Annotated in this window: 19 protein-coding genes and 1 pseudogene; 8 read left to right on the top strand and 12 right to left on the bottom strand. The window is 69.6% G+C overall.

All coding sequences use genetic code 11. The features are described from left to right. Positions 1-190 precede the first annotated feature (190 nt). On the top strand, positions 191-1,342 hold the full coding sequence (locus ABZW60_RS24045) for an alanine--tRNA ligase-related protein (RefSeq protein WP_355480255.1): 1,152 nt from the start codon (positions 191-193) through the stop codon (positions 1,340-1,342). Here the strand turns inward: ABZW60_RS24045 and ABZW60_RS24040 are convergent. The 3 genes from ABZW60_RS24040 to ABZW60_RS24030 are packed head-to-tail and all read right to left on the bottom strand — an operon-like array spanning position 1,339 to position 4,037. Continuing rightward, positions 1,339-2,316 (bottom strand): EamA family transporter, encoded by a 978-nt coding sequence (locus ABZW60_RS24040; RefSeq protein WP_355480253.1) that lies wholly within the window; start codon positions 2,314-2,316, stop codon positions 1,339-1,341. The genes ABZW60_RS24045 and ABZW60_RS24040 overlap by 4 nt on opposite strands. A gap of 45 nt (positions 2,317-2,361) precedes the next feature. Further along, entirely contained in the window at positions 2,362-3,033 is a 672-nt protein-coding gene (locus ABZW60_RS24035; protein ID WP_355480251.1) for a hypothetical protein, read from the bottom strand. A 26-nt stretch (positions 3,034-3,059) separates the two neighbouring features. Further along, positions 3,060-4,037, bottom strand: coding sequence for a DUF5937 family protein (locus tag ABZW60_RS24030; protein ID WP_355480249.1), 978 nt, complete (start codon positions 4,035-4,037; stop codon positions 3,060-3,062). Positions 4,038-4,104: 67 nt separating this feature from the next. Between ABZW60_RS24030 and ABZW60_RS24025 the strand changes: the two genes are divergently transcribed. Beyond that, positions 4,105-5,307 (top strand): MFS transporter, encoded by a 1,203-nt coding sequence (locus ABZW60_RS24025; protein ID WP_355480247.1) that lies wholly within the window; start codon positions 4,105-4,107, stop codon positions 5,305-5,307. A gap of 87 nt (positions 5,308-5,394) precedes the next feature. Here ABZW60_RS24025 and ABZW60_RS24020 read toward each other — a convergent pair. Then, positions 5,395-5,526: pseudogene (locus ABZW60_RS24020) on the bottom strand (dehydrogenase); the annotation flags it as partial. On the opposite strand from ABZW60_RS24020, the gene ABZW60_RS24015 reads away from it, so the two are divergent. Next, positions 5,521-5,946, top strand: a complete 426-nt coding sequence (locus ABZW60_RS24015) for a LysR family transcriptional regulator (RefSeq protein WP_355480246.1) — start codon at positions 5,521-5,523, stop codon at positions 5,944-5,946. The pseudogene ABZW60_RS24020 and the gene ABZW60_RS24015 sit on opposite strands and share 6 nt — an antisense overlap. After that, a complete protein-coding gene (locus ABZW60_RS24010) occupies positions 5,924-6,244 on the top strand; it encodes a LysR substrate-binding domain-containing protein (protein ID WP_355480244.1) in 321 nt (106 codons plus the stop codon). The genes ABZW60_RS24015 and ABZW60_RS24010 overlap by 23 nt, the downstream gene beginning before the upstream one ends. Here the strand turns inward: ABZW60_RS24010 and ABZW60_RS24005 are convergent. Continuing rightward, complete coding sequence (locus ABZW60_RS24005) at positions 6,233-7,237, bottom strand: LacI family DNA-binding transcriptional regulator (protein WP_355480242.1); 1,005 nt, start codon at positions 7,235-7,237, stop codon at positions 6,233-6,235. The genes ABZW60_RS24010 and ABZW60_RS24005 overlap by 12 nt on opposite strands. A gap of 10 nt (positions 7,238-7,247) precedes the next feature. Beyond that, positions 7,248-8,978 carry a glycoside hydrolase family 36 protein gene (locus ABZW60_RS24000; RefSeq protein ID WP_355480240.1) on the bottom strand — a complete coding sequence of 577 codons (1,731 nt, stop codon included), beginning with the start codon at positions 8,976-8,978 and terminating at the stop codon, positions 7,248-7,250. Between the two features lie 176 nt (positions 8,979-9,154). Here ABZW60_RS24000 and ABZW60_RS23995 point away from each other — a divergent pair, with 176 nt between their 5' ends. Genes ABZW60_RS23995 through ABZW60_RS23985 form a run of 3 tightly spaced genes read left to right on the top strand, consistent with a single transcriptional unit; the run spans position 9,155 to position 12,318 of the window. Continuing rightward, the gene (locus ABZW60_RS23995; protein WP_355480238.1) at positions 9,155-10,510 is read left to right on the top strand and encodes an extracellular solute-binding protein; all 1,356 of its coding nucleotides are present in this window, start codon (positions 9,155-9,157) and stop codon (positions 10,508-10,510) included. Positions 10,511-10,513: 3 nt separating this feature from the next. Further along, a complete protein-coding gene (locus ABZW60_RS23990) occupies positions 10,514-11,416 on the top strand; it encodes a sugar ABC transporter permease (RefSeq protein ID WP_355480236.1) in 903 nt (300 codons plus the stop codon). Next, positions 11,413-12,318: a carbohydrate ABC transporter permease gene (locus tag ABZW60_RS23985; RefSeq protein ID WP_355480234.1), complete on the top strand. Its 906-nt coding sequence runs from the start codon at positions 11,413-11,415 to the stop codon at positions 12,316-12,318. The genes ABZW60_RS23990 and ABZW60_RS23985 overlap by 4 nt, the downstream gene beginning before the upstream one ends. A 52-nt stretch (positions 12,319-12,370) precedes the next feature. Here ABZW60_RS23985 and ABZW60_RS23980 read toward each other — a convergent pair whose 3' ends face one another. The 6 genes from ABZW60_RS23980 to ABZW60_RS23955 form a co-directional block, all read right to left on the bottom strand. Further along, a complete protein-coding gene (locus tag ABZW60_RS23980; RefSeq protein WP_355480232.1) occupies positions 12,371-12,790 on the bottom strand; it encodes an STAS domain-containing protein in 420 nt (139 codons plus the stop codon). An 80-nt stretch (positions 12,791-12,870) separates the two neighbouring features. Continuing rightward, positions 12,871-16,218: a S8 family serine peptidase gene (locus ABZW60_RS23975; RefSeq protein WP_355480230.1), complete on the bottom strand. Its 3,348-nt coding sequence runs from the start codon at positions 16,216-16,218 to the stop codon at positions 12,871-12,873. 190 nt (positions 16,219-16,408) lie between these two features. Next, complete coding sequence (locus tag ABZW60_RS23970) at positions 16,409-17,041, bottom strand: response regulator transcription factor (protein ID WP_355480228.1); 633 nt, start codon at positions 17,039-17,041, stop codon at positions 16,409-16,411. After that, complete coding sequence (locus ABZW60_RS23965) at positions 17,034-18,269, bottom strand: sensor histidine kinase (RefSeq protein ID WP_355480226.1); 1,236 nt, start codon at positions 18,267-18,269, stop codon at positions 17,034-17,036. Before ABZW60_RS23965 ends, ABZW60_RS23970 begins: the two co-directional genes overlap by 8 nt. A 25-nt stretch (positions 18,270-18,294) precedes the next feature. After that, on the bottom strand, positions 18,295-19,059 hold the full coding sequence (locus ABZW60_RS23960) for an ABC transporter permease (protein WP_355480224.1): 765 nt from the start codon (positions 19,057-19,059) through the stop codon (positions 18,295-18,297). Beyond that, complete coding sequence (locus ABZW60_RS23955; protein ID WP_355480223.1) at positions 19,056-19,970, bottom strand: ABC transporter ATP-binding protein; 915 nt, start codon at positions 19,968-19,970, stop codon at positions 19,056-19,058. Before ABZW60_RS23955 ends, ABZW60_RS23960 begins: the two co-directional genes overlap by 4 nt. 498 nt (positions 19,971-20,468) lie before the next feature. On the opposite strand from ABZW60_RS23955, the gene ABZW60_RS23950 reads away from it, so the two are divergent. Further along, positions 20,469-22,418, top strand: coding sequence for a DUF222 domain-containing protein (locus ABZW60_RS23950; protein WP_355480221.1), 1,950 nt, complete (start codon positions 20,469-20,471; stop codon positions 22,416-22,418). The last annotated feature ends 215 nt before the right edge of the window (positions 22,419-22,633 follow it).

Genomic DNA, 22,633 nt, shown 5'->3' with positions numbered 1-22,633 from the left:
GGTCGTGTACTCTGGCCGGCATGCACCGGATGTTCCGACTTGCCGCAGCCGTACGAGCTTCTCGCTCTCCGGCTGCCGCGGCCTGACATCCTGAAACTTCCACCGGCGACCGGAAACGGTTCGCCGGTGTTGTTGTTTCCGTAGCCCCGGTGGTCCGGTTCCGGTCCTGAATTCGACAAGGACGAGAACCATGAGCATCACCAGGACCTTCATCGACTTCTTCATCGACCGCGACCACGTCCCGACGACGGGGTCCACGCTCATCCCGCGGCTCGGCGATCCCGTGCTGTTCACGACCTCGGGTATGCATCCGCTCACGCCGTATCTGGAGGGCGAACCCCATCCACTGGGGCGCAGACTCACCGGCATCCAGCGATGCCTGCGCACCACCGATCTCGACGAGGTCGGCGATCCGACCCACCTGACCGTGTTCGAGATGCTCGGCTCGTGGTCGCTCGGCGACTACGGCAGCAGCCAGACCCTGAAGTGGGGGTACGAGTTGCTGACCACCGGCTACGGGCTCGATCCGCGCCACCTGTACGTGACGGTGTTCGGCGGCGACAGCCAGGTGCCGCTGGACCAGGAGTCGCTGCGTACCTGGCAGGAGCTCGGCCTGCCGATCGAGCTGACCACCGACGACAACTGGTGGTCGAACGGCCCGACCGGTCCGTGCGGCCCGGACTCGGAGATCTTCGTCTGGACCGGTGACGGCGAACCGGAGGGGACGCCGACCACCGACGACCGCTGGGTCGAGGTCTGGAACCACGTGATGATGCGCTACCGCCGGCTCGACGACGGTTCGCTCGAACCGCTCAAGCAGCAGAACATCGACACCGGCCTCGGGCTCGAGCGGCTGACGATGCTGCTGGAGGGCAAGAGCTCGGTGTACGAGACCTCGCTGTTCGAGCCGTGGATGCGGATCGTGCCGAAGCTCTGGACGCTGGACGAGCGTTCGCAGCGGATCGTCATCGACCACCTGCGGTCGAGCATCGTGATCGTCGGCGACGGCGTGCACCCGTCGAACACCGGCCGCGGGTACGTGCTGCGCCGGCTGATCCGCCGGATGCTGACGCTCCTGTGGCAGACCGACGAGTCGCGCTCGCTGTCCGACCTGCCGATCGAGCTGTTCGAGCACACCCTGCAGCACTTCCACCAGGGCGAGACGGTGACGCTGATCCGGCGGATCCTGATCGACGAGGAGATCCGGTTCAGCAACCTGCTCGACCGCGGCCGCAAGGTGCTCAGCCACGAGCGGTTCCACAAGTCGCTCGACGACACCGACTACGAGTACCTGCACGAGACCCACGGGCTGCCCCGTGAGCTCGTCGACTCCCTGCGTTAGACCGGTTGGATGGGTTCGAGAACGTCGGTGCGGGGAGTGTCGGAGTCCGGGATCTCCGGCGGGACGACCTTCCCCACCGACGACTGGGCCACGAACGCGCCGGCCAGCACGATCACCCCGCCGACGATCTGGTTCGTCGTCAGCGTCTCGCCGAGCAGGATCAACGCGAAGATGCAGGCCGCGACCACCTCGACGTAGGCGACCGCGCCGCCGATCGCCGCCGACAGCCGCTGGACCGCGGCCGCGCCGGCCAGGTAGGCGACGACCGTGCTGACCAGGATCAGCCAGGCGGCCATCACCCAGCCCGGCGCGTGCCGGTCGCCGATCGCGATCGTGTCCACGAGCACGTGCCACGGCGTACCCCAGGGCGCCGCGATGAACGTCAGGACGACGGCGCCGACCACGCTGCCCGCGGCCGTCATCACCAGCGGGTCCGCGGCGCCGGTGAGCTTGTCGATCAGGATGAAGTACGTCGCCTGACAGGCGGCCGCGCCGAGGCCCGCGATCAGGCCGATCAGGTCGATCCGCAGGCCGGACCAGATCTCGGCCACGGTCGCGAGACCGACGACCGCGATACTCACGCCGATCGCGGCCGAGCGCGGGACGGCGACCTTCTGGCCGAACTTCAGCCAGGCGACCACCAGCACCGGCCCGGAGAACTCGAGCATCAGCGCCACGCCGACGGGCAGCCGGCTGGCGGCGACGAAGAACAGCGTCTGGCATCCGGCGATCCCGGTCAGGCCGTACAGCACGAGGGCCTTCCAGGACGCCCGCGCCGCGCGCAGACCGCCACGGCCGCGGAAGATCAGCACGAGCGGGACGAGCACGGCGGCCGCGCCGAGGATCCGTAACCAGGCTGCCTGCTGCGGGGTGAAACCGGCCCCGATCAGGGCCTTGGCGAACGGCCCCGACCCGCCGAACGTGATCGCGGAGAAGACCGCGAACCCCAACCCCACCGACTTCGTGCTGTACATGGGCATAACGCTCTCATGCCCATTACATCGCTGTCGAGTGCAATCTCACAGGACGTTCACGGCGCGGGCTGCGATGATCGCGACGGTGAGCAGCGCGATCGCCGACTGGATGCCCATCAGCATCTTGGTCCGGGCCGACAGCGGCATCGTGTCGGTCGGGCTGAACGCCGTCGCCGCGGTGAACGAGACGAACAGATAGTCGGTGAACCCGGGCAGCCAGCCCTTCCAGCCCGGCAGGTCGACGGTCATCTGCGGGAACAGCAGATCCGGCCGCTCGGTCTCGCGCTCGTGCTCCGGCGCCCGCGCGAACGGGCCGCCGCGGTCGATCTCCCAGTACCAGACCGCGAACGCGACCACGTTCGTCACCCAGATCAGCACGGCGCTCTTCACCAGCACCTTGCCCTCGTTGGCATCGCCGTTGTTCAGGAAGAAGATCATCCCGGCCAGGTAGAACGCGTTCACCGCCACCAGGACGCCGACCAGCGTCATCTCCACCGACCGCAGCCAGGGCTCGTCCCGGCGGAGGTGGAACGGGTTCATCCAGACCAGCGGCAGCAGCAGGAGGAAGCCGAGGGCCGGCATCAGCCAGCGCGGCAACGCGTTGATCTGCGCCGGCACCAGCAGTTGCAGGACGAGCACGGCCAGCACCGCCAGCGAGGCCGGCCAGCGCCGGGTGTGGCGGGTGCTGGGAGGCGGTGCCTTCGTCGGCTTGTTCACCCCAGCATTCTCGCGCCGCCGGGCGGTTATCCGACGGAGGCGTCGACGACGGCTTGTCCTACTTCGGTACGCCGGTAGTGGACCTGGTGCCCGGTACGGCGACGTGTCGCGAGGCCCGCGTCGTACAGCGCGGACAGGTGCTCGGCGACCGTAGCGAGCGCCAGGTTGTACTGGGCGGCGAGGGCGCTGGTCGTTGCGGGCGGGTCGAGGGCGACGAGGAGCGTGGCTCGCGTACGGCCGAGGAGGCGGGCCAGTGGGTCCGGGGGAGCGGGGGCGTCGGACCAGAGTCGTGCGGCGCCGCGGGCGGGGTAGACGAGGGTCGGGTGGTACGCCGGGTCGACGACGATCACCAGGTACGGCCAGGCGAAGACCCCGGGCACCAGGAGCAGGCCCTGCCCGGTGAGATCGCGGTCTTCGGAGCGGTACCGGGTGGCGATCAGCCTGTCGTCCTCCCAGGCGAGGGTCGGATGCAGGTCGTCGAACAGGCCGCCCAGGCCACCGTCGGTCAACTGCTGACCGCGGTACGCGATGTCGTCCTCGAGGACGCGGCTGATCAGCGGCCAGTCCGGCTTGATCAGGGCCTCCCAAGCGGCCTCGATCTCGTCGGCCAGTCGCTCTCGGCTGCCGCTCAGGTCGGTCAGCATCACGTCGATCTCAGGCGCGGCAGGGTTCTTCAACTCGTCCCGGGAGCGCATCAGTTCGGTCCGGACCGTGTCGAGCGGGGTGCTGCGCACCCGGGCGATCTCGGTGGCGAACTTGGCGCGTGACGCCTTGGGTGGCGGCGTCAAGAAGTCCGGGGTGAACCCGACGCGTGGCTGCACGGCCTTCAACAGCCGCAGGTCAAGAGTCCGCGCGGCGTCCCGCTTCGCCGCGATCCAGTCGCCGTACAGCGGCCGGTGCTTCGACCCGTTGAGGACCCGCACCGCCGACATCGTCTCCCACAACGGCGACGCCCCGAACCGGCAGCGCAGCGCGTCCGCCTGGGTGAACCGCAGCACGGTCATGAGCGCGAACTTTCGGTCACAACCAAAACTCTACGCCCGTCGTCCGGGGCTCGGGCACGCTCACGGCGTGAGGTCCTACCGAGCTGTACTCAGCCTGCCCGGCATGCGTGCCGTGTACGCCGCGCACACCGTCACGATGCTCGGCACCGTCGGTGCGCAGGTCGCGCTGTCGATCCTGATCTTCGAGCGGACCGGGTCCCCGTTGCTGTCGGCCCTCGTGCTGGTGTGCTCGTTCCTTCCGTACGCCGTGGGCGGGCTGCTGCTGTCCTCGGTCGCGGACCGCTTCCCGGCGCGACGGGTGCTGGTGGCGTGCGACCTGCTGAGCGCGACCTGCGTGGCGTGCATGCTGCTGCCGGGCATGCCCGTCGGCGGGCTGCTCGGCCTGCTGGTCTGCACCGGGATGATCGCGCCCGTCTTCGCCGGGGCGCGGGCCGCCAGCCTGGCGCACCTGCTGCCGCAGGACCTGTTCCCGATCGGCCGGTCGTTGCTGCGGGCAATCGGTCAGACGGCGGTCCTGACCGGCTTCGCGGTCGGCGGCGTCGCGGTGGCGGCGATCGGCGCGAGGTGGTTGCTGATCGTCGAAGTGGTGACATTCGTAGTGTCGGCAATCCTGATCGGCACCGGGACACCGTCGACACCGCCGGGGGAGCGGAAGAGCTCCACGGTCGGCGACTCGTGGACCGGCCTGCGGCTGCTGTTCGCGAACGCGAAGCTGCGCAACCTGATCCTGCTGACCTGGGTGGCGCCGGCGTTCTCGTCCCTCCCGGACGGGCTCGCCGTCGCCTACACCGCCCAGGTCGGCGTCGCCGCCGCGGCCGCCGGTGCGTTGTTCACCGGGTACGCCGTCGGCAGCGTGCTCGGCGAGCTCGTCGTCGCGCGGTTCACCCCTTCCGCGCGGCGACGGCTCGTCGTCCCGTTCCTGCTGGTCAGCCAGCTCCCGGCGATCGCGTTCCTGACCGCGCCGCCGATCCCGGTCGCCGCGCTGCTGCTCGCGATCTCCGGCACCGGCTACGCCTTCAACCAGGGCGTCGACCCGCTGATCCTGCGGCACACCGAGCCGTCGTACCGCGGTCGATTGTTCACAATCCAGACCAGCGGGCTGATGGCGATCCAGGGCGTGAGCATCGCGCTCGGCGGCGTCGTCGGTTCCTTCCTCGACCCGAGTCTCACGATCGCGCTGGCCGGCGTCCTCGGGACGGCGACCACCTTGCTGATCGCCCGTCAGGCCCTCACCACGGAGCCACGTCGGCCAGCGACTCAGGCCCTCTGAAAACGCCACCGCGACCGCCGTACCCCATTCGGACACGATGCCGGCGTTGTTGACCAGCGCGTCGAGCCGGCCGGCCTCCGCCTCGACCTGCTTGGCGGCCGCCGCGACCGACTCGACGTCGGTGACGTCCAGCTGCACGAACCGTACGTCGAGCCCCTCGCCGGCCAGCTCCTCCGCGGCGCGGGCGCCCAGCGCGGGGTTGCGCGCCGCGAGATGCACCGTCAGTCCGCGCTGTGCGAGCTGCGGTACTTCCGCGCGGTCGCCGAGGACCTGAACATCACCCGCGCCGCCGAGCGGCTCGGCCTCGCCCAGCCGCCGTTGTCGCGTGCGATGCGCCGGCTCGAGCACCGGCTCGGCGTGGACCTCTTCGACTGCTCCGGCCAGCGGCTCGCGCTGACCGCCGCGGGGGAGACGCTGCTGAAGGAGTCGGGCCCGGTGCTCGACGCGCTCGATTCCGCCGTCCGCCGGACGCAACGTGCGGGGCAGACCACGAAAGGGCTCGGTTACGGCGAAGCCTGGTGTCGCAACCGAGCTGCTGCACCGGATCGTCACCGAGCTGCGGGACGACTTCCCGGGCATCGAGGTGGTGGTGAGCGGGTTCGGGGAGCAGGCGGACATGGTGCGCGACGGACGGGCTGATGTTGCTCAGCGCAACTACTGGTCGGCGCGGCCGGACGACGCGGTGGATGGGCCGGTCGTGCAGGATTCCGCACAACTGCTGGAAGTCGTCGCTTTCGGGCAGGCGGTCGCGCTGGTGCCGCGGTCGATGGCCGAGCGCGACATCCGCCCGGACGTCGTCTACCGGCCGGTGACCGACGTCGAGCCGTACCGGATGTACGTCGTCTGGCCCGCCGGTAGCCGGTCCGCCGAGCTGGCCCGCTTCGTCGAGGCGGCGGTCCGGCATTCCACCGAACCGCCCGCGGTCTCACGCACTTGAGCGGACCACGAGCGGTGCGGTGACGAGCCGGCCCGGCTCGTCGGGTTCACCGGCGATCTCGCGCAGGGCGCGGTCGAACAGGGAGGTGGCGATGTCGCGCAGCGGGATCCGTGCCGTCGTCAGCGGCGTGTCGAGCATGCTCGCGAACGGAAAGTCGTTGAAGCCGGTGACCGCGACGTCCTGACCGACCGTGATGCCGCGCCGTTGCAGGGTCCGCATCGCGACCACCGCGAACGCGTCGTTGTCCGCGACGAAGGCGTCCGGCAGACCCGTCTCCTGGACGTACGCCGCCACCGCGTCGAGCGAACCGAACGATCGCACCGTCGTGGCGGGGAACTCCCGGACGAACCCGTCCTGGCGCTGATGCACCCACGGCAACGGGCTGTCGGTCGCCAGGTACACGGCGCGCTCCCGCCCGGTCGAGCGCAGGTGCGCCGCGATGCCGGCCATCGACGTCTCGTTGTCCACGTCCACCCAGCACTGCCGGTGCTCCGGTCCCGTCCGGCCGAACGCCACGAACGGAAACCGCCGCCGGCTGAGGAACTCGATCCGCTCGTCGTGCGGCATCGTCTCCATGACGACGATCGCGTCGACCTGGCGCGCCGCGATCAGCTTCTCGTACAGCACGATCTCGGTCGCGCTGTCGGCCGGGGTCTCGACGACATGGACGCCGTAGCCCGGGACCGCGGCCGCCTTGACCAGACCGCCGAGCAGGCTGTGCAGGAACCCGCCCAGGCCGGGGTTGTCGTCGTCCACGAGGTCGTCCTCGAAGGACATCGGCAGGCCGATCACCTGGCTGCGTCCGGACGACAACGCGCGGGCAGCGTGGTTCGGGATGTACCCGAGTTCCTGGATCGCGGCGCGCACAGTCCGCACTGTCGGTGCCGCTACGCGGTGTGGCGCGTTGAGCACGTTCGACACCGTCATCGCCGACACCCCGGCCAATCGGGCGACGTCCGCGACAGTCGTACGCCGCGGCTTGTCTTCAGCCAACCCTTCCCCCTCAGTCGTACACGATCCGGGCCGATCCTCCGACCGGAACGTCAATACCCCACACCGCGGGCGGCGTCGTCGTCTCTCGGTGCACCTCGTGGCCCGAACAGTCCGAGACTACGAGGTCGGCAACCCGGTCGCACGCACCTTCGACGTACAGTCTCCGCTCGGCGCCACCGTTCACCACGACGGTGCAGGACTCCTGGAGCCGTACGACAGGATTCGTGTACACGGCAACCACGGTTTCGGTCGCACCGATCGCGCGAACCTGCGTGTACCGCGCATCCGGCCGTGACGGCAGCAGTACGCCGTGCAGCAACGCGTCGGCGTGATCGCGCATGAAGCCGAGCCAGTACCGGACCACCTGCTGGTGCCCGGGCGGCAGCGCGTCCAGCTCCATCGACACCTGCGGCGTACTGAACAACGCACCGATGAAGTGCTGCGCGACGTTCTCCGCCGGCGCCGACGGGTGCCACATCAGCATGTCGGAGTGCACCGCGCGGTCACCGGCGAGCAGGCGACAGTCGATCGTCCGGACACGGTTCTCCACCGCGTCGAGCGCGCAGTCGCCGGCGCGCAAGAACGTGCCGAACCGCCAAAGCCTCGGGTGCACGTAGTCCTGACGGAACTCGATCAGCACGTCGGGCCGCAGTTTCCGTAGCTCGTCGGTGACGGCCTGCAAGAACCGCTCCACGCCTTCGTCGACGGAGGAGCAGTCACTGCCCGGGGGCGGAGGGACGCTGCTCCGCGCCCAAGAGTCGATGAAGTCGATCTTCAGCCCGTCGACGCCCCAGTCACGCACCGGACGAACGCAGCACTCCAGGAGGTGCTCGCGTACCTCGGGACAGCGGGGGTCGAGGACGGCGGTCACCTCGCCGTCGGCAAAGCCGAGTGTGCGGTCCTTCAGCTTGCGCCAGGCCTTCGAGTGCACACCGATCAGCGCCGGCGCGATCCACAGCACGTACTGCTGGCCGATCGTGTGGACGCGGCGCACATGCTCGGCCATGTCCGGAAACTTGGGGCTGGTCGGCTCCCAATCGCCGCAGTACGCGTACCCGCGCCGAGTGTCGTCGGTCTGCCAGCCGTCGTCGACGATGACCGCCTCGGTGCCGTACGCCGTTGCGGCGCGGGCGTGCCGCTCGACGGACTCGGCCGAGACGTGCTGGTGGTCGCTGTACCAGGTCGAGTACATCGCCTGTCGAGCGACCGGCGGTACGTCGGCGATCCGGTCACCCAGCTCGGCCGTCCACTCGGCCGTCACGGCACGCAACGCCTCGGCGAAATGCTGGGCCCGCGGATCGATCCGCAGGGCGAAGCCTTCGCCCTCGAGATCCGTCACGGTCAGCTCGATCAGCTGTTCCGCGGTCTCCTCGCTCACTCCGACAGCGAAGTCGCACCCTCGGACGTTCGACGACAAGGAGATTGTCAACAGGCTGCGGTCCTGCGCGTCGACAAGCGTCGCGACGGGTGCGGAGCGGACGGACCGGACGTCGCGGTGCGAGCCCCAGTCGGTCGGGAGGTTGCGCCGTGATCCCTGGGACGCCTGCCAGAGCGTCACCGCGTCATCGGCCGGCCAGGTCCAGAGCAGCGTCACCGGACCACCGGCAGCGACGTCGGCAACTACGTCGTACCGCAGGACATCGGGCTCGTCCGCCGCGCGCTCCGTCAGCGTGCCGGGGCCGGTCAGGCTCGCGCTGCGCACGATGCGACGGTCGGCGGAGCGGATCTCAAAGGTCGTCACGCGCCGGACTATAGCGGTAAAACAAGGTGTTTCGAAGTATTGACGGAATTGCACGGCATCCCTATGTTTTACCGCTAATATCCGCCTTCTTCGAGGTGCCGCCGGGCCGGCTCTCAGCTCCGAACTCGCCGGTGCGGCCGTCTGCCGAAATCCGAACCATGAGAAGGAGAACTGTGATGCCGACCAACGAAAACCCCTTGGGACGACCAATCACACGGCGTGGCCTCCTGGCCGCCGCGGCCCTCGCCGGAGTGGGCTCGAGCGCGGTGCTCACGGCCTGCGCCGGCGGGAGCGCGGGGGGCACGTCGAGCGCCGGAGGCAAGGACGGCGCCGGCGGTGCCGGCGGCAAAGGCGGCACCGTGACCTGGGCCTCGTGGGCCAATCCGGGCGAGGCCGAGCGGTTCCGCCAGATCTCGAAGGACTACGAGGCCGCGCACGGTACCAAGGTCACCTTCCAGGTGGTCGTCGGCGACTACGGCGCCAAGCTGCTGACCCAGCTCGCCGGCAGCAGCGCCCCGGACGTCTTCTACGTGCAGGACTCAGGCATGCAGCGGCTCATCCAGAACAAGAAGGTCGCCGATTTCACCGAGTTCACGGCGAAGGCGGACGCGCCCGTCAAGATCGACGACCTGTACCCGAACCTGATGGGCTGGTGCAAGCCGGCCGACGGCAGTCCGGGCACCTACGGGCTGGTCGTCGACTGCAACCCGATCGTGTTCTGGTTCAACAAGGACATGTGCGAGGCCGCCGGCATCACCCAGAACCCCGCGCAGTTGCACGAGTCCGGCGGCTGGAACCGGGACGCCGTCGACGACTTCCTGACCAAGATCAAGGCCACCGGCAAGCGGGGCATGATCCTGGAGGGCGGCTTCGGCCCCATGCTCAGCTGGATGACCGCGTTCGGCGGCAAGGTCGTCGAGGGCAACAAGATGATCTTCAACGAGGACGCGAAGTCGATGGAGACCCTCGAGTGGCTCTGGGAGGGGATGGCAGGAGGCAAGATCACCTACGGCGGGTCACTGCCGAAGGGGCAGGCCATCGACGCCCTGTTCTACAGCCAGCAACTCGCCAGCTGCCAGGTCGGACGCTGGATCCTGCCGAACCTCAAGAAGCTGAAGTTCGGCTACGACATCGCACCGTTCCCGTCCGCCGACGGGAAGACCGTCCCTCCGGCGATCGTCTACACCGCCGCCATGGCCGTGAACGCCAACGCCAAGGATCCCGAAGCCGCGATGTACTTCGCCACCCGGTTCGTCTCCAAGGACGGCCAGAAGGCCCGGCTCTCCGGCGGAGGCAACGCGGTGCCGGCCGTCGCGGGGCTGGACGAGGTCGTGATGGAGAACAAGCAGCCCGAACACTGTGCCTGGTTCACGGAAGCCGCCAAGAAGGGCTACGCGATCCCGTCGGCCATCGCGTCCAAGGCGGAGGTCGGAGCCAACCTCGGCACCGAGATGGACAAGTCGATCAAGGCCGGCGACAGCGCGAAGGTCTGGGCCGACAAGATCTGCAAGTTCATCAACAACGGGAAGTGAGACATGGCGCTCGCAGCGGATGTGAAGCGCCGACGGCGGACCGAAGCGCTGTGGGGGTACGCCTTTCTCACCCCCCAGCTCATCGGCCTGATCGCCTTCATGGTGGGCCCCCTGATCTTCGCCATCGTCCTGTCGTTCTCGAGCTGGGACGGTCTGGGGTCGCGCACGTTCGTCGGCCTGCAGAACTTCATCGGTGTCTGGCAGGACGCCCAGTTGCGGCAGTCCTGGCTGAACACCGCGTGGTTCACCGCCCTCCAGGTCCCCGGACTGTTGATCACCGGCTTCTTCTTCGCGTTCTTCATCCAGAAGGCGGGGCGGCTGACGCCGTTCTACCGGATCTTCTTCTTCGCGCCGCAGGTCACGTCGACCGTCGCGGTGGGCGCCATCTGGCTCTGGCTGCTGAACCCCGAGATCAGTCCCGTCAACTCCCTGCTGAAGTCGCTCGGGCTGCCCAACCCGCCGGACTGGCTGCAGAATCCGCGGACGGCGATCCCGGCGATCGCCGTGGTGTCGATCTGGCAGGGCCTCGGCTACATGATCGTGATGTTCGTCGCCGGTCTGCAGAACATCTCGCCCACCCTGATGGAGGCCGCCGACATCGACGGCGCGTCGGAATGGCAGAAGCTGCGCAGGATCACCGTGCCGCTGCTGTCGCCGACCATCCTGTTCCTGTCGATCACCTCGATCATCGGGTCCTTCCAGGTGTTCGACTACATCTACTTCTTCTTCGACACCACAGCACCGGCGAACGCCCACACGATCGTGTACGACATCGTGAACTTCGCCTTCCGCCAGTTCAAGTTCGGGTTCGCCGCGGCCATCGCGGTGTACCTGTTCCTCATCCTGCTGGCGCTGACCGGCCTCCAGTTTCTTGCTCAGAAGAAATGGGTGCACTACACCGAATGACTTCCTCATCAAGCGAGATCGCCGCCCGGGACCTCGAGGCGGCGCGTCGGAAGAATGCTTCTCATGGCCTGCGCGGGGGGCGGTTCAACCCGTCCTGGATTCCGCTGCACCTGCTGCTGATCGCGGGCTCCCTGGCGATGTTCGTGCCGTTCCTGTGGATGTTGTTCTCGGCCCTGAAGCCGCTCGACGAGATCTTCGCCCAGCCGCCGAAGCTGCTGCCGAAGCTCTGGCAGCCGCAGAACTTCGTCACCGCCTGGCAGGGCGCCGACTTCGCGCGGGCGTACTTCAACAGTGTCTACATCGCCGGCCTGGTCACGATCTTCACCCTGATCACCTGCTCGATGGCTGCCTACGCCTTCGCCCGGATCCGTTTCCCGGGACGGAACCTGATCTTCGGCATCTTCCTGGCCACCCTGATGGTGCCGTTCCAGCTGACCGTGATCCCGCTGTACGTCATCATGGGGCAGCTCCGCTGGATCGACACCCACCTGGCGCTGATCGTCCCGCCGGCGTTGTTCAACGCCTTCGGTGTCTTCCTTCTGCGCCAATATGTCCGCGGCATTCCGCTGGAGCTGGAGGAAGCCGCCTCGATCGACGGCGCGGGGCGGGTCCGGATCTTCACGACCATTATCCTGCCGCTGCTGCGGACCCCGCTCGTGGCCCTCGGCATCTTCGTGTTCCTCGGACAGTGGAACTCGTTCTTCTCCCCGTTGATCTTCCTGAACAGCGATCGGAACTTCACGATTCCGCTCGTGGTCAACCAGTTCAAGGGCGCCTACTCCTCCGACTGGACGAGCCTGATGGCGGCCACGACCATGGCGGCGCTGCCGATGCTGCTCATCTTCATCATCGCCCAGCGTCAGATAGTGCAAGGCATCGCGCTGTCCGGCTCGAAGACCTGACCTGCCGCATGTCCGACGTCAGCACATCGGGTGATGCCGGACGTGCCGACCATCACAGGCTCGCCGGCCCGGGGGCGGCGGGGCGGTAGGACGGGAGGGCCTCTGCGAGCGTGGGGTAGTGGTCCAGAGGGCGGCTGGTGGTGGTGGCCCGGATGAGGTCACCCAGCCACTGGCCGGCCCCGGACGTGCGCAGCCAGCCGCCGTGCCGGACCGCCAGTTCGTGGGCGTCGGCGAGGACCTCGAGGGCGCTCGCCTCCATCGCGGTGACGCGCCGCAGGTCGACCACCAGGCGCGGCAGCTTGGTGGTGATCACGTGCCGCAGTTCGTCGGCGAACGTGGTCACGGTGCAGACGTCGACCCTGCCCGCCACCCGGACGACCGCACACTCACCGACGGAGCTCCAGCTACAGACGAAAGGCCCGCTCACCTCTGCCGGACGGCGGGCGGACCTGATGGCGCGGGGTTTGTTCATGCGTACAGGTACCCCGCGGCTAACCTGGGCGAGCGGAGCGTCCGGGCCGGACCGTGAGGCCCGGCCCGGACGTGCTCACATCAGTTCACGATGATCTTGTCGACCTCGATCGTGATGCCCTTGACGAGTGGCGTCGAGGTGCCGGTCGTCACCGTTCCGGTCCCCTTCTGCACACCCTTGATGTTCATCGAGTACGTCATCGACCCGCCGGGTGCTCCCGGCGTACTGGTGATCCGGTAGTCGGTGACCGGCGGACCGGTGATCTGGCCGCCGGCCGTGCCCTCGAAGTTCTCCGCACCGACCGTGAGTCCGTACGCCGGCCCCGGGTCACCGGGCAGGTTCCCCGGATCGTAGGCGTAGGTGATGTCCTCGGTGCCGTTGATCCCGATCCACTGCTGGAACACCTTCAGACTGCTCGTCCCGAACAGGTTCACCCGCCACTCGATGACGATCCAGCTGGACACGCCGTCGGTCAGGATGTTCGCGAAGATGCCCGGAGCACCGGAGCCGTCCAGGTCCGTCCAGAACGACGCGAGCACATTGTTCGGCCGGGCCGGATCGGGCAGCGTCTGCGGCAGGAACTGGACGTCGTCACCCGACGTGGTCCCGCCGACGACCGAGTATCCGTCCGACGTCACGCCGATCCGGTTGTACGTCTGGCCGGCGTACACGAACGGCGGGACGTCGAAGTTCAGCGCTTGCTCGTCCCCGATCGGCGTCGGCGTGGTGCCGAACGCGTCGAGCGGGATGTAGCCGGCCAGGCTGCCGGGAGCGATGCCCGGGCTGTCAGGCTGGCGCCCGGCGAGCGTCGCTGTCTTCGTCGCGATCTGCGTCCCGACCTTCGTCGCGCCGGTGACGCTGTTCAGCCGCAGTTGCGAGCTCAGCGTGCTGACCGCCGTCACGTCAGTGCTCTTCAGGCTGTTGTTCTGCACGGTGACCGTACACGTCGACTGCTCGGTGTTCTTCTTGATGGTGGACGGCGTGCAGGTCTGGTCGATCGGCACGATGCCCTCCTGGCGGAAGAACGCCACCGGCAGGTGCAGCTGACGGCTGCCGCCGACCTGCTTCAGGTTGACCTGACCGAAGTACTGCCCGTCGGGCACGTCGGGCGCGGTGATGGCGATCGTCAGCTTCTGCGACTTGCCCGGCTTCACCTGGAACACCGGCGGCAGGACGCTGATGCTCGCGCCGTTGACCGTCGTACCGCTTGCCGAGAAGGTCAGCGTCTGGCTGGTCACGTTGGTGACCGTCCGCGTGGCGGTGATCAGACCCGGCATGGTCGGCGCGTTCACCGACGGCAGGTTGAGATCGATCCGGTTCAGCGGGTCGGTCGCGGAGAGCGCGTAGTTGGCCGCGGTCTCGTCCAGTGTCAGACCGGGGTCGCCGGCCTTGGTGAGGTCGATCCGCCCGCCGCCGTAGTCGAACGGGTCGGCCGGGGTGATGCGGTCCGGCTTGGTGACCGACGTCTTCGCGGTCGTCTCCAGCGCCGACTTGACCTGGCCGGGCGTCCACGACGGGTGCAGGGCGAGGACCAGTGCGGCGGAGCCGGCGACGTGCGGCGACGACATCGACGTACCGGCGATCACCTGGTACAGGTTGCCGGGCGGGCCTTCGGCCGCGGACTCGGGCGTCGGTGTCTGGCCGGCCAGGATGTGCAGACCCGGCGCGGTGACGTCGGGCTTGAGGAAGTCGCCACCGGGGCCGCGCGACGAGAAGTACGTCATCACGTCGCCCTGCCACGTGGCCTTGGCGCCCTGGGTGAACGACGCCGTGCTGCCCGGGTGCGCCGCGAGGAACGCCAGCAGCGCGTCGCCGTCCGGCTTCTCCAGGGCCACCGTCGGCAGCCAGTGGTTGTCGGTGAACACGTCGAACGGGAACGAGTTGTACAGGAGCATGCCGACGGCACCGCCCTGCCTGACGTTGAAGCCCTTCAGGACCCGGTTCGGGCCGCGCTCACAGACGACGATCTTGCCGACGAACAGGCCCGGCGGAGCCGGGGTGGTGCAGAGCGCGTTGTTGTACGGCGGAGCCGACGCGAGAACGACCGGCGCCGGCGTGCTGACGCCGGCCGTGATCGACGCGCCGGAGACCGTGGCCGTCGAGCCGCCACCGGACAGGCTGATCGTCGAGCGGAACGTCCGGCTCTGCGTGGACGCCGCGACCGTCGTGACCCACGGGCCGCGGTGGTCGGTGGTGTTCGCGCCCGGACCCGAGTTGCCGGCTGACGCGGAGACGAACACGCCGGCCGCGTAGGCGTCCAGGAAGGCGAGTTCGACGGGGTCGCTGTACGGGTCGCTGCCGCCGGAGATCGAGAAGTTGATCACTCGGACGCCGTCCAGGATCGCCTGCGAGACGGCCTGCACGGAGTCGGACGGGAAACAGCCCTCGGCGCCGCAGACCTTGTAGACCGACACGGCCGCGGCCGGTGCGATCCCGGCGATCGCGCCGCGGTTGATGCCCAGCGGGTTCGCGTTCGCGACCGGACCGCCGGCCGACGTCGAGGCCGTGTGCGTGCCGTGACCGTTGGAGTCACGGGCGCTGTCGGGGTAGACGTCGCCGCCGATCACCGCGTTGTAGGTGTCGAGGAACGGCCGGCCACCGATCAGCTTGTTGGTGCAGACGAACGGGTCGTTCGCGGGTGTCAGCGGGTTGTCCCCGAAGTTGCAGGTCCGCGGCGTGCCGTCGGCCTTCGGCGGCGGCGCGGGCAGCGTGCCGGGGTCGGCGAAGGACGGGTGCTCCGGCCAGGCGCCACTGTCCAGGACGCCGACGATGACGCCCTTGCCGGAGTTGGCCGAGCCGCCGAGCTGGTTGTAGATCGTCGGCGCGCCGATGAACTGGCCGCTGGAATCGGTGAGCAGCTCCTGCGGGTTGTCCTGCTGGACCGCGGCCACGCCCGGCAGCTTCAGCAGGTCGCGGGCCCGGTTCGCCGGCACGCTGAGCGCGATGCCGCCGTACACGGTGCGCAGCCGCTGGCCGGCCTTCGCGGTCGGCACCCGCGCCTGCATCGCGGCGAGGAAGTCGTTCTCCACCGTGGACACGTGCTTCAGGTACTTGGCGGCGTTCGCGCTCTTCACATCGAGGCGCTTGCCGGTGACCGACGGGCTGGTGCCCGGCAGGCCCTTGATCCCGCCGCGGTACGCCGCCAGCGAGTCGTAGTCGAGCTTGACGACCACGCGGACCTGCTTCGCGGACGTGCTGTTCACCAGCGCGGGATCGCTCTTCGCGAGCTGCCCGCTGGGCGACTTCGCGCCGTTGACGGTGCTGGCGACGGTCAGCGGCGTGGCCTTCCAGGGCTTGCCGTTCGGCGCGGTCGGGGACGGATCGGCGGCCGCCGCGGTCAATGCGGGCAGCAACGCGGCGACGAGCAGACCGGCGGACACGCCGGCCATGACGGTTCGAGGACTTCGTCGGTAGATCGGTGACCTCATGCGCGGGCCTCCAGTGAGACGGAAAACGCCGTCACGGCAGGAGGCAGCGTCAGGAGACCCCCAACGAAACGAACACCTCACCCCTGTGACCGAACCCCCCCGGGACCGGCGTACGGCCGGCACCCCCGCGGCGCCTGCCTGAGCAGAGGCTAATCCGAGATTCCCCGGCGGGCCAGACTTCGGTGCATTCTCAGTCGCGACCGAGAATGCCCTGTTCGTAGCCCTTGGCCACGGCCGCGGCGCGATCGGCGACCCCGAGTTTGGTGAACACGTGGCTGAGATGGGTCTTCACCGTGGCCTCGCTGATGAACAGTTCGCGCGCGATGTCGCGGTTCGACGTACCCTTCGCGACCAGCTCGAGGACCTGCCGTTCACGGGCGGCCAGCGGGCTCGGCGCCGGCGAGCGGACAGCCGAGACCAGCCGGGACGCGACGGCGGGGGAGAGCACCGTGCGCCCGGCCGCCGCCTGCCGGACCGCGTTGAACAGCTCGTCCTGCGGCGCGTCCTTCAGCAGGTAGCCGGTCGCGCCCGCCTCGATCGCGGGCAGCGTGTCGGTGTCGGTGTCCCAGGTCGTCAGGACGAGCACCTTGGCCCGGATGCCGCGGCGGGTCAGCTCGGTGATCGCGTCGAGCCCGCCACCGCCCGGCATCCGCAGGTCCATCAGGATCACGTCCGGGTCCAGGTCGGCGGCCAGGTCGACGGCTTCGACGCCGTTGGCGGCCTCCGCGAGCACGGTGAAGCCGGGCGCCGACTCGAACATGCCGCGCAGCCCGTTCCGGACGACGGGGTGGTCGTCGACGAGGAGCAGCGAGATCTCAGCCATGGAGCACCAACGGTAGACGGGCCGAGACCGCCGTCCCGAAGTCGGGCTCGGACTCGACCGTCAGCGAGCCGGCGATGCGTTCCGCGCGGGCCCGCATGCCGTCGAGCCCGAAGCCGCCGGTGCCGGTCCGGGCGGGCAGCGCCAGCGGGTCGAAACCGTTGCCGTCGTCACGGATGTCCACTGTCACCTCGTCGTCCATGAAGCTGAGCGTGACTCCGACGCGGAGCGCGGCGGCGTGCTTGGCCACGTTCGCGAGGGCTTCCTGGGTGATGCGCAGGATGGTCGCGGAGACCTCCCCGTGCAGGTGCTGCGCCGTGCCGGTCACGGTGAGCTCGGCCGGTACGCCGGTGCGCTCGGCCCACTGGTCGACGGCTTTGCGGAGCGCTTCGGGGAGACCGTCGTACGACAGGCCGGCGGGTGCGAGGTTCTGCACCGAGCGGCGGGCCTCGCCGAGACTGTGCCGGGCCAGCTCGGTCGCGCGGCCGACGTGCTCGGTCACGGTGGCCGGGTCGGTCGTGTTCGCGACCACCTGGAGCTGGGCGATGATGCCGGTCAGGCCCTGCGCGATGGTGTCGTGAATCTCCGCGGCCAGCCGGCGCCGTTCGTCGGCGATCCCGGCCTCCCGTGCCTGGACGAGCAGCTGGGCCTGCAGCGCGGCGTTCTCCTCGTGCGCCTGCCGGAGCTCCGCGATGGTGTCGGCGCGAGCCCGTGACCTTGCCTCCTGGCGGTCGGCGAAGTGCTTGACGACGGTCAGCAGCGCGTTGTTCGCGACCAGCAGGCCGAAGAAGGCCAGCCAGCCAGTGCGGCCTTCCGGCGGGAAGCTCCCGGTCTGCGCGCTGGCGATCGGGATCGTGGTGACGAACAGCGCGAGCCGTTTCCGCTTCCGGCCCGGGACCACCTCGTCGGTGTCGTAGTAGCCGGCGGCCACGTAGAACGCGAAGAAGCCGCTCAAACTCGTCAGGGCGGCCGCGATCGCCCAGCGGATCACGTAGTACGTCACGGACACCGCATTCGGCTCGCGGTGGAGGCGACCACTCCAGCTCCACCACAGCTGCAGGAGCAGCGCGGCCCCGACCAGTGCGTACGCCGCGAGGTGCTCCTGGTCCGACGGCATGATCTGGTCGGCGGTGGCCAGGGCCAGGAACGCGCTGAGGCCGAGCAGGAAGTACGGGGCCCAACGGTGGAACGCCGCCTCGTGCCGGTCGAGGTCGCTGTCCGTCGTTGTCACGGATCCAGTGTGCACGAACCGGGCCTTACTCCCAGCGGAACCAGCGCGCGGCCGCCACCGTCAGGACCACTGCCCACGCGGTCAGCACGCCCAGGTGGGACCAGTCCGGCCAGTGCCCGGCCGCAGACTGCTGGAGCGCCTGGGAAGCGGCACCGAACGGCAGGAGCACGACGATCTCCCGCAACGTGTGTGGCATCGACTGGACCGGGGCCCACAGACCGGCGGAGAACAGGCTCGGGAAGAACACCAACGTGCCGATCCCGGTCGCGAGCCGCGCGGTCGGAGCGAGCGCGGAGATCAAGGCGCCCAGCGCCAGGGCCGCGGTAACCGTGAGCACGAACGCCAGCGCGTACCCGAAAGCCTGCTGCGGCAGCCGGACGTCGAACGCGAGCCGGCCGATCGTCAGGCAGACCAACGCCGACAGGACGCCCGCGGCGCCGTTCAGCCCCATCTGCGCGACGAGCAGCTCGGACGGCCGGACCGGGGTCAGGGACATCCGGCGCAGGATGCCGCGCTCGCGGTAGCCGGTGATCACCGGCGGCATCGCCTGCAGACCGGTGACGATCAGCGCGACCAGGACGAGCGTCGGCACGTACACGTCGATGACGCGCATCCCGAGGCCGGGGTCGAACTTCCGGAAGCTCCGGATCGACCCGAGGATCACCAGCAGCAGCGGCGGGAAGCCGAGCGTCCAGAACAGCGCGCCGGCCTCCCGGCGGAACAGCCGCGCCTCGGCCCGCAGGACGGCGGTCCGCGGCGAGGGACGACGTACCGTCGCGGTCGTGCTCATCGGTTGGCTCCTGTCAGGTCGAGGAAGGCGTCGTCGAGCGTCGCGTCGGTGACGCGGAGCTGGTGTGCGGTGATGCGGCGGCGGGCGAGCAGCGACAGCAGCGCGGTCACGGTCTCGTCGGTCCCGCCGAGGGTGATCCGGGCGTCCTTGTGCGCGACGGTCGCGACCGCAGGCAGCGCGGCGAGATCCTCGTCGTCGAGCGGGACGGACGGCGTGAACGAGATGATCGTGGAGCCCGCCGTCCGGCTGATCAGCCCGTGTGGGGTGTCGAGCGCGGTGATCCGGCCCTGGTCGATCAGCGCGATCCGGTCGCAGAGGCGCTGGGCCTCCTCCATGAAGTGCGTGACCAGCAGGACCGTGACGCCGCGCTCACGGACGTCCTCGACGATCTCCCAGGTCTCCCGGCGGGCACGCGGGTCGAGGCCGGTGGTCAGCTCGTCCAGGACGACCACGCGCGGGTTGCCGATCAGCGCGAGCGCGATGAACAGTCGTTGCTTCTGGCCACCACTGAGCACGCCGAAGCGGGTGGTCAGCCGGCTCGTCAGGCCGAGGCGCTCGGCGAGCGGCCGCCAGTCGGCCGGCCGCGGGTACAGCGCGGCGTACAACTCGAGGGCCTCGCGGACCGTGAGCTTGGCCTGCAGCTCGCTCTCCTGCAGTTGCGCGCCGAGCACCTGCGTGACGGCGGCACGGTCGGTGACCGGGTCCAGCCCGGCGATCCGGATCCGTCCGCCGTCCGGGACGCGCAGCCCTTCGACGCACTCGACCGTGGTGGTCTTGCCGGCGCCGTTCGGTCCGAGGATGCCGAAGATCTCGCCCTCGTCGACACTGAACGACACCCCGTCAACGACGGCGCGCCCGCCGTACGCCTTGCGCAGCTCACTGACTTCGACGATCGGGGAAGCACTGGTCATGCATCGAGCTTCGCGGACGGCGTACGCCGCTCACATCACCCAACGGGATACTCCCGCCATCAGCCATCCGGTTGATGGCGGGAGCAGAGAAGAAGAAATGGAGTGGTCTGGCCGCGTGGTCGGCTCGCCATGTAGGTGCGGTTTGCCGGCCCGCCCCGGTGGCCCGGCCGGGAGACATCGGTGCCTGTGGAGAACGGTGCCGCTGACCGGCAATCGCGCGGACAACCGGCGGAACTGCTCCAGCAAGAGCTCCCGTACCCAGTGGGTAGTAGCTGCAGCGGCCCGAGGGCGGCGCGCCTGACGGCCTGCAATCTTCTGCCGTGGCCGGTCGGAATCTGTTCCTACCTGCCGACTGTCAGCGGCCGTGCATCCAGCTCCCAGGCGGATGGAGGTGTGCGGCTGGGCTGGGGTGTTTGCTGGTGTGGGCCAACGAACAGCCCACAAAATAAGGGGATTCCGGCTCGAGAACTGTCGGTGGGACCGTCTAGGGTCGATGTCATGGAGCTTCTGGGCGAACGGCCGGCGTGGTCGATGAGTGGCGGCGAACTGCTGTCCACCCTCGACACGGTCCAGGCCGAGATCGCCCGCCTGAAGTCCTACGAGCTGGACCTGATCGCCGCCATCGAGACCACCGGGTACGCCGAGGAGCTGGGCGCCCGCGACACCGCGGAGCTGCTGCGGTTCCGGTACCGGCTGGACGCCCCGGCCGCCCGCCGCACCGTGCGCCTCGCCCAGACCGCCCCGCGCTACCCGGCCGTGGCCGCCGCCCTGAAGGAGACCGCCTGCTCCGCGACGTCCGACGTACCCGACGCCACCATGTCCGATGCCGATGCCGATGCCGATGCCGATGCCGATGCCGATGCCGATGCCGATGCCGCTGCCGCTGCCGCTGGTGCGGTGGACGGCGGCGCTGACAGCGGCGCGGAGGGTGCGGCTGAGGGTGGGGTGGGTGGTCGGTGGTTGCTGCGGCCGGGGCAGGCGGCGGCGATCGTGTTCGGGCTCGACCGGGTCCGCTCCCGGGTACCGGTGGAGCACCTGGACGCGGCGGCGGAGCAGCTGGTGGGACTGGCCGGTCACCTGTCGCCCGGCGAGCTGCGTACCGCGGCCAAGGAGATCGCCGACCTGCTCGACTCCGACGGCCCCGAACCCGAGGAGCTGAAGGCGTATGAGCGGGAGTCGTTGACGCTGTCGGCCGCGGACAACGGGGTGAAGTTCAAGGGCTTCTTGGCCAACGAGAACGCCGAGCTCCTGCGCGCGGTCGTGCATGCCGGTGCCCGCCCGCACAAGACCGTCGACGGCGAACACGACCCGCGCCCCCGCGACAAGCGGCAGGCCGACGCGCTGTCCACCGCGCTGGGCATCGCCGCTGCCGCGTGGGACACCACCGGCCCCACCGCGCCCACCGGAGCTACCGGACCTGCAGCGGCGACCACAGCCGCCGCGAGCAGTGCCGGCAATGCGCGGAGTGCTGGGAGTGCGGGGAGTGCGGGGAGCGTGGGGAAGGATCGTCGGGTGGCCGGGTACGGCGCGAAGGCGACCATCACCGTGACGATCGACTTCGAGGACCTGAAGGCCGCGACCGCGGACGCGATCGGGCGGACCGTGTACAGCGGCGGGCTGTCGGCGGCCACGATCCGGCGGCTGGCCTGTGACGCGAACATCATCCCGCTGGTGCTGGGCTCGAACTCCGAGCCGCTGGATGTCGGGCGCCGCGAGCGGCTGGTCACCAAGGCGATGCGGCGCGCCCTGGACGCCCGCGACCGCGGCTGCGTGGTCTGCGGAGCGCCGCCGATCATGTGCGACGCCCACCACCTGCTCTCCTGGATCGACGGCGGCGACACCAAAGTCTCGAACCTGGCTTTACTGTGCCGACGTCACCACGTCGACCTCCACGCCGGCCGCTGGCACGTCACCATCACCAACGGCGTCGTCCACGTCGCCCGCCCAAGCTGGGCCGAACCCTCACGCACCATCACCGCCACCCGACGCACAGCACCACCGCACGCCCAGCCACCGCATACGGCACCACCGCACACCCAGCCACGGCGTACGGCACCGCCGGGCACCCTGCTACGTCCGGCGTCGCCAGACGGCGGGCCACCCGCCCGCGTGGAGGGCGTCGCCGACGGCGGCATCCACATCGCCGGCCCGGGCTGGGCTGACCCACCGGCCACCTCTGTGGTGCGGAGTACGGCGCCGCCGGACACGCTGCTACGTCCGGTGTCGCCGGGCGGCGGGGCACCCGGCCGCGTGGAGAGCGTCGCCGACGGGGGCATCCACGTCGCCGGCCCGAGCTGGGCCGACTCGTCGGCCACCTCCGTGGTGCGGAGTACGGCGCCGCCGGACGCCGAGTCACCTGGGCGTGAGGAAACCGACGCCGACCGGTCGCGATGGCGGGCCGACGAGGCTGCACTTCAGCAAGCGGCCGCCTTCGCAGCGACCGGCTGAGGCCGGACACCACAACAACAACCTCCTCTCCGCGGGCCATGCGGGCAGGAGGCTGTTGTGCTGCGGCGGGTCGGTGAGGCGCGGCAGCCGACCGGCGACCGCGGCGCAGGCAAGTACATCTGGCGCAGGCCGACGGCCGCGGCGCAGGCAGGCCGACGACTGCGGCGCAGGCAAGTACACCTGGCACCGGCCGACGACCGCGGCGCAAGCAAGCC

The organism is Kribbella sp. NPDC003557, from assembly GCF_040610805.1.
In the GTDB taxonomy this organism is placed as follows: domain Bacteria; phylum Actinomycetota; class Actinomycetes; order Propionibacteriales; family Kribbellaceae; genus Kribbella.
The sequence above is the reverse complement of the archived record's forward strand: the minus strand, read 5'-3'. Positions and strand labels throughout refer to the sequence as shown.

Bases quoted from the DNA above. Each gene is read 5' to 3' on its own strand.
- ABZW60_RS23995 (WP_355480238.1), top strand. From the start codon at position 9,155: ATGCCGACCAACGAAAACCCCTTGGGACGACCAATCACACGGCGTGGC.
- ABZW60_RS23955 (WP_355480223.1), bottom strand. From the start codon at position 19,970: ATGACCAGTGCTTCCCCGATCGTCGAAGTCAGTGAGCTGCGCAAGGCG.
- ABZW60_RS23960 (WP_355480224.1), bottom strand. From the start codon at position 19,059: ATGAGCACGACCGCGACGGTACGTCGTCCCTCGCCGCGGACCGCCGTC.
- ABZW60_RS23970 (WP_355480228.1), bottom strand. From the start codon at position 17,041: ATGGCTGAGATCTCGCTGCTCCTCGTCGACGACCACCCCGTCGTCCGG.
- ABZW60_RS24010 (WP_355480244.1), top strand. From the start codon at position 5,924: ATGGTGCGCGACGGACGGGCTGATGTTGCTCAGCGCAACTACTGGTCG.
- ABZW60_RS23980 (WP_355480232.1), bottom strand. From the start codon at position 12,790: ATGAACAAACCCCGCGCCATCAGGTCCGCCCGCCGTCCGGCAGAGGTG.
- ABZW60_RS23985 (WP_355480234.1), top strand. From the start codon at position 11,413: ATGACTTCCTCATCAAGCGAGATCGCCGCCCGGGACCTCGAGGCGGCG.
- ABZW60_RS23950 (WP_355480221.1), top strand. From the start codon at position 20,469: ATGGAGCTTCTGGGCGAACGGCCGGCGTGGTCGATGAGTGGCGGCGAA.
- ABZW60_RS24040 (WP_355480253.1), bottom strand. From the start codon at position 2,316: ATGTACAGCACGAAGTCGGTGGGGTTGGGGTTCGCGGTCTTCTCCGCG.
- ABZW60_RS24045 (WP_355480255.1), top strand. From the start codon at position 191: ATGAGCATCACCAGGACCTTCATCGACTTCTTCATCGACCGCGACCAC.
- ABZW60_RS23990 (WP_355480236.1), top strand. From the start codon at position 10,514: ATGGCGCTCGCAGCGGATGTGAAGCGCCGACGGCGGACCGAAGCGCTG.
- ABZW60_RS23975 (WP_355480230.1), bottom strand. From the start codon at position 16,218: ATGAGGTCACCGATCTACCGACGAAGTCCTCGAACCGTCATGGCCGGC.
- ABZW60_RS24015 (WP_355480246.1), top strand. From the start codon at position 5,521: ATGCACCGTCAGTCCGCGCTGTGCGAGCTGCGGTACTTCCGCGCGGTC.
- ABZW60_RS24030 (WP_355480249.1), bottom strand. From the start codon at position 4,037: ATGACCGTGCTGCGGTTCACCCAGGCGGACGCGCTGCGCTGCCGGTTC.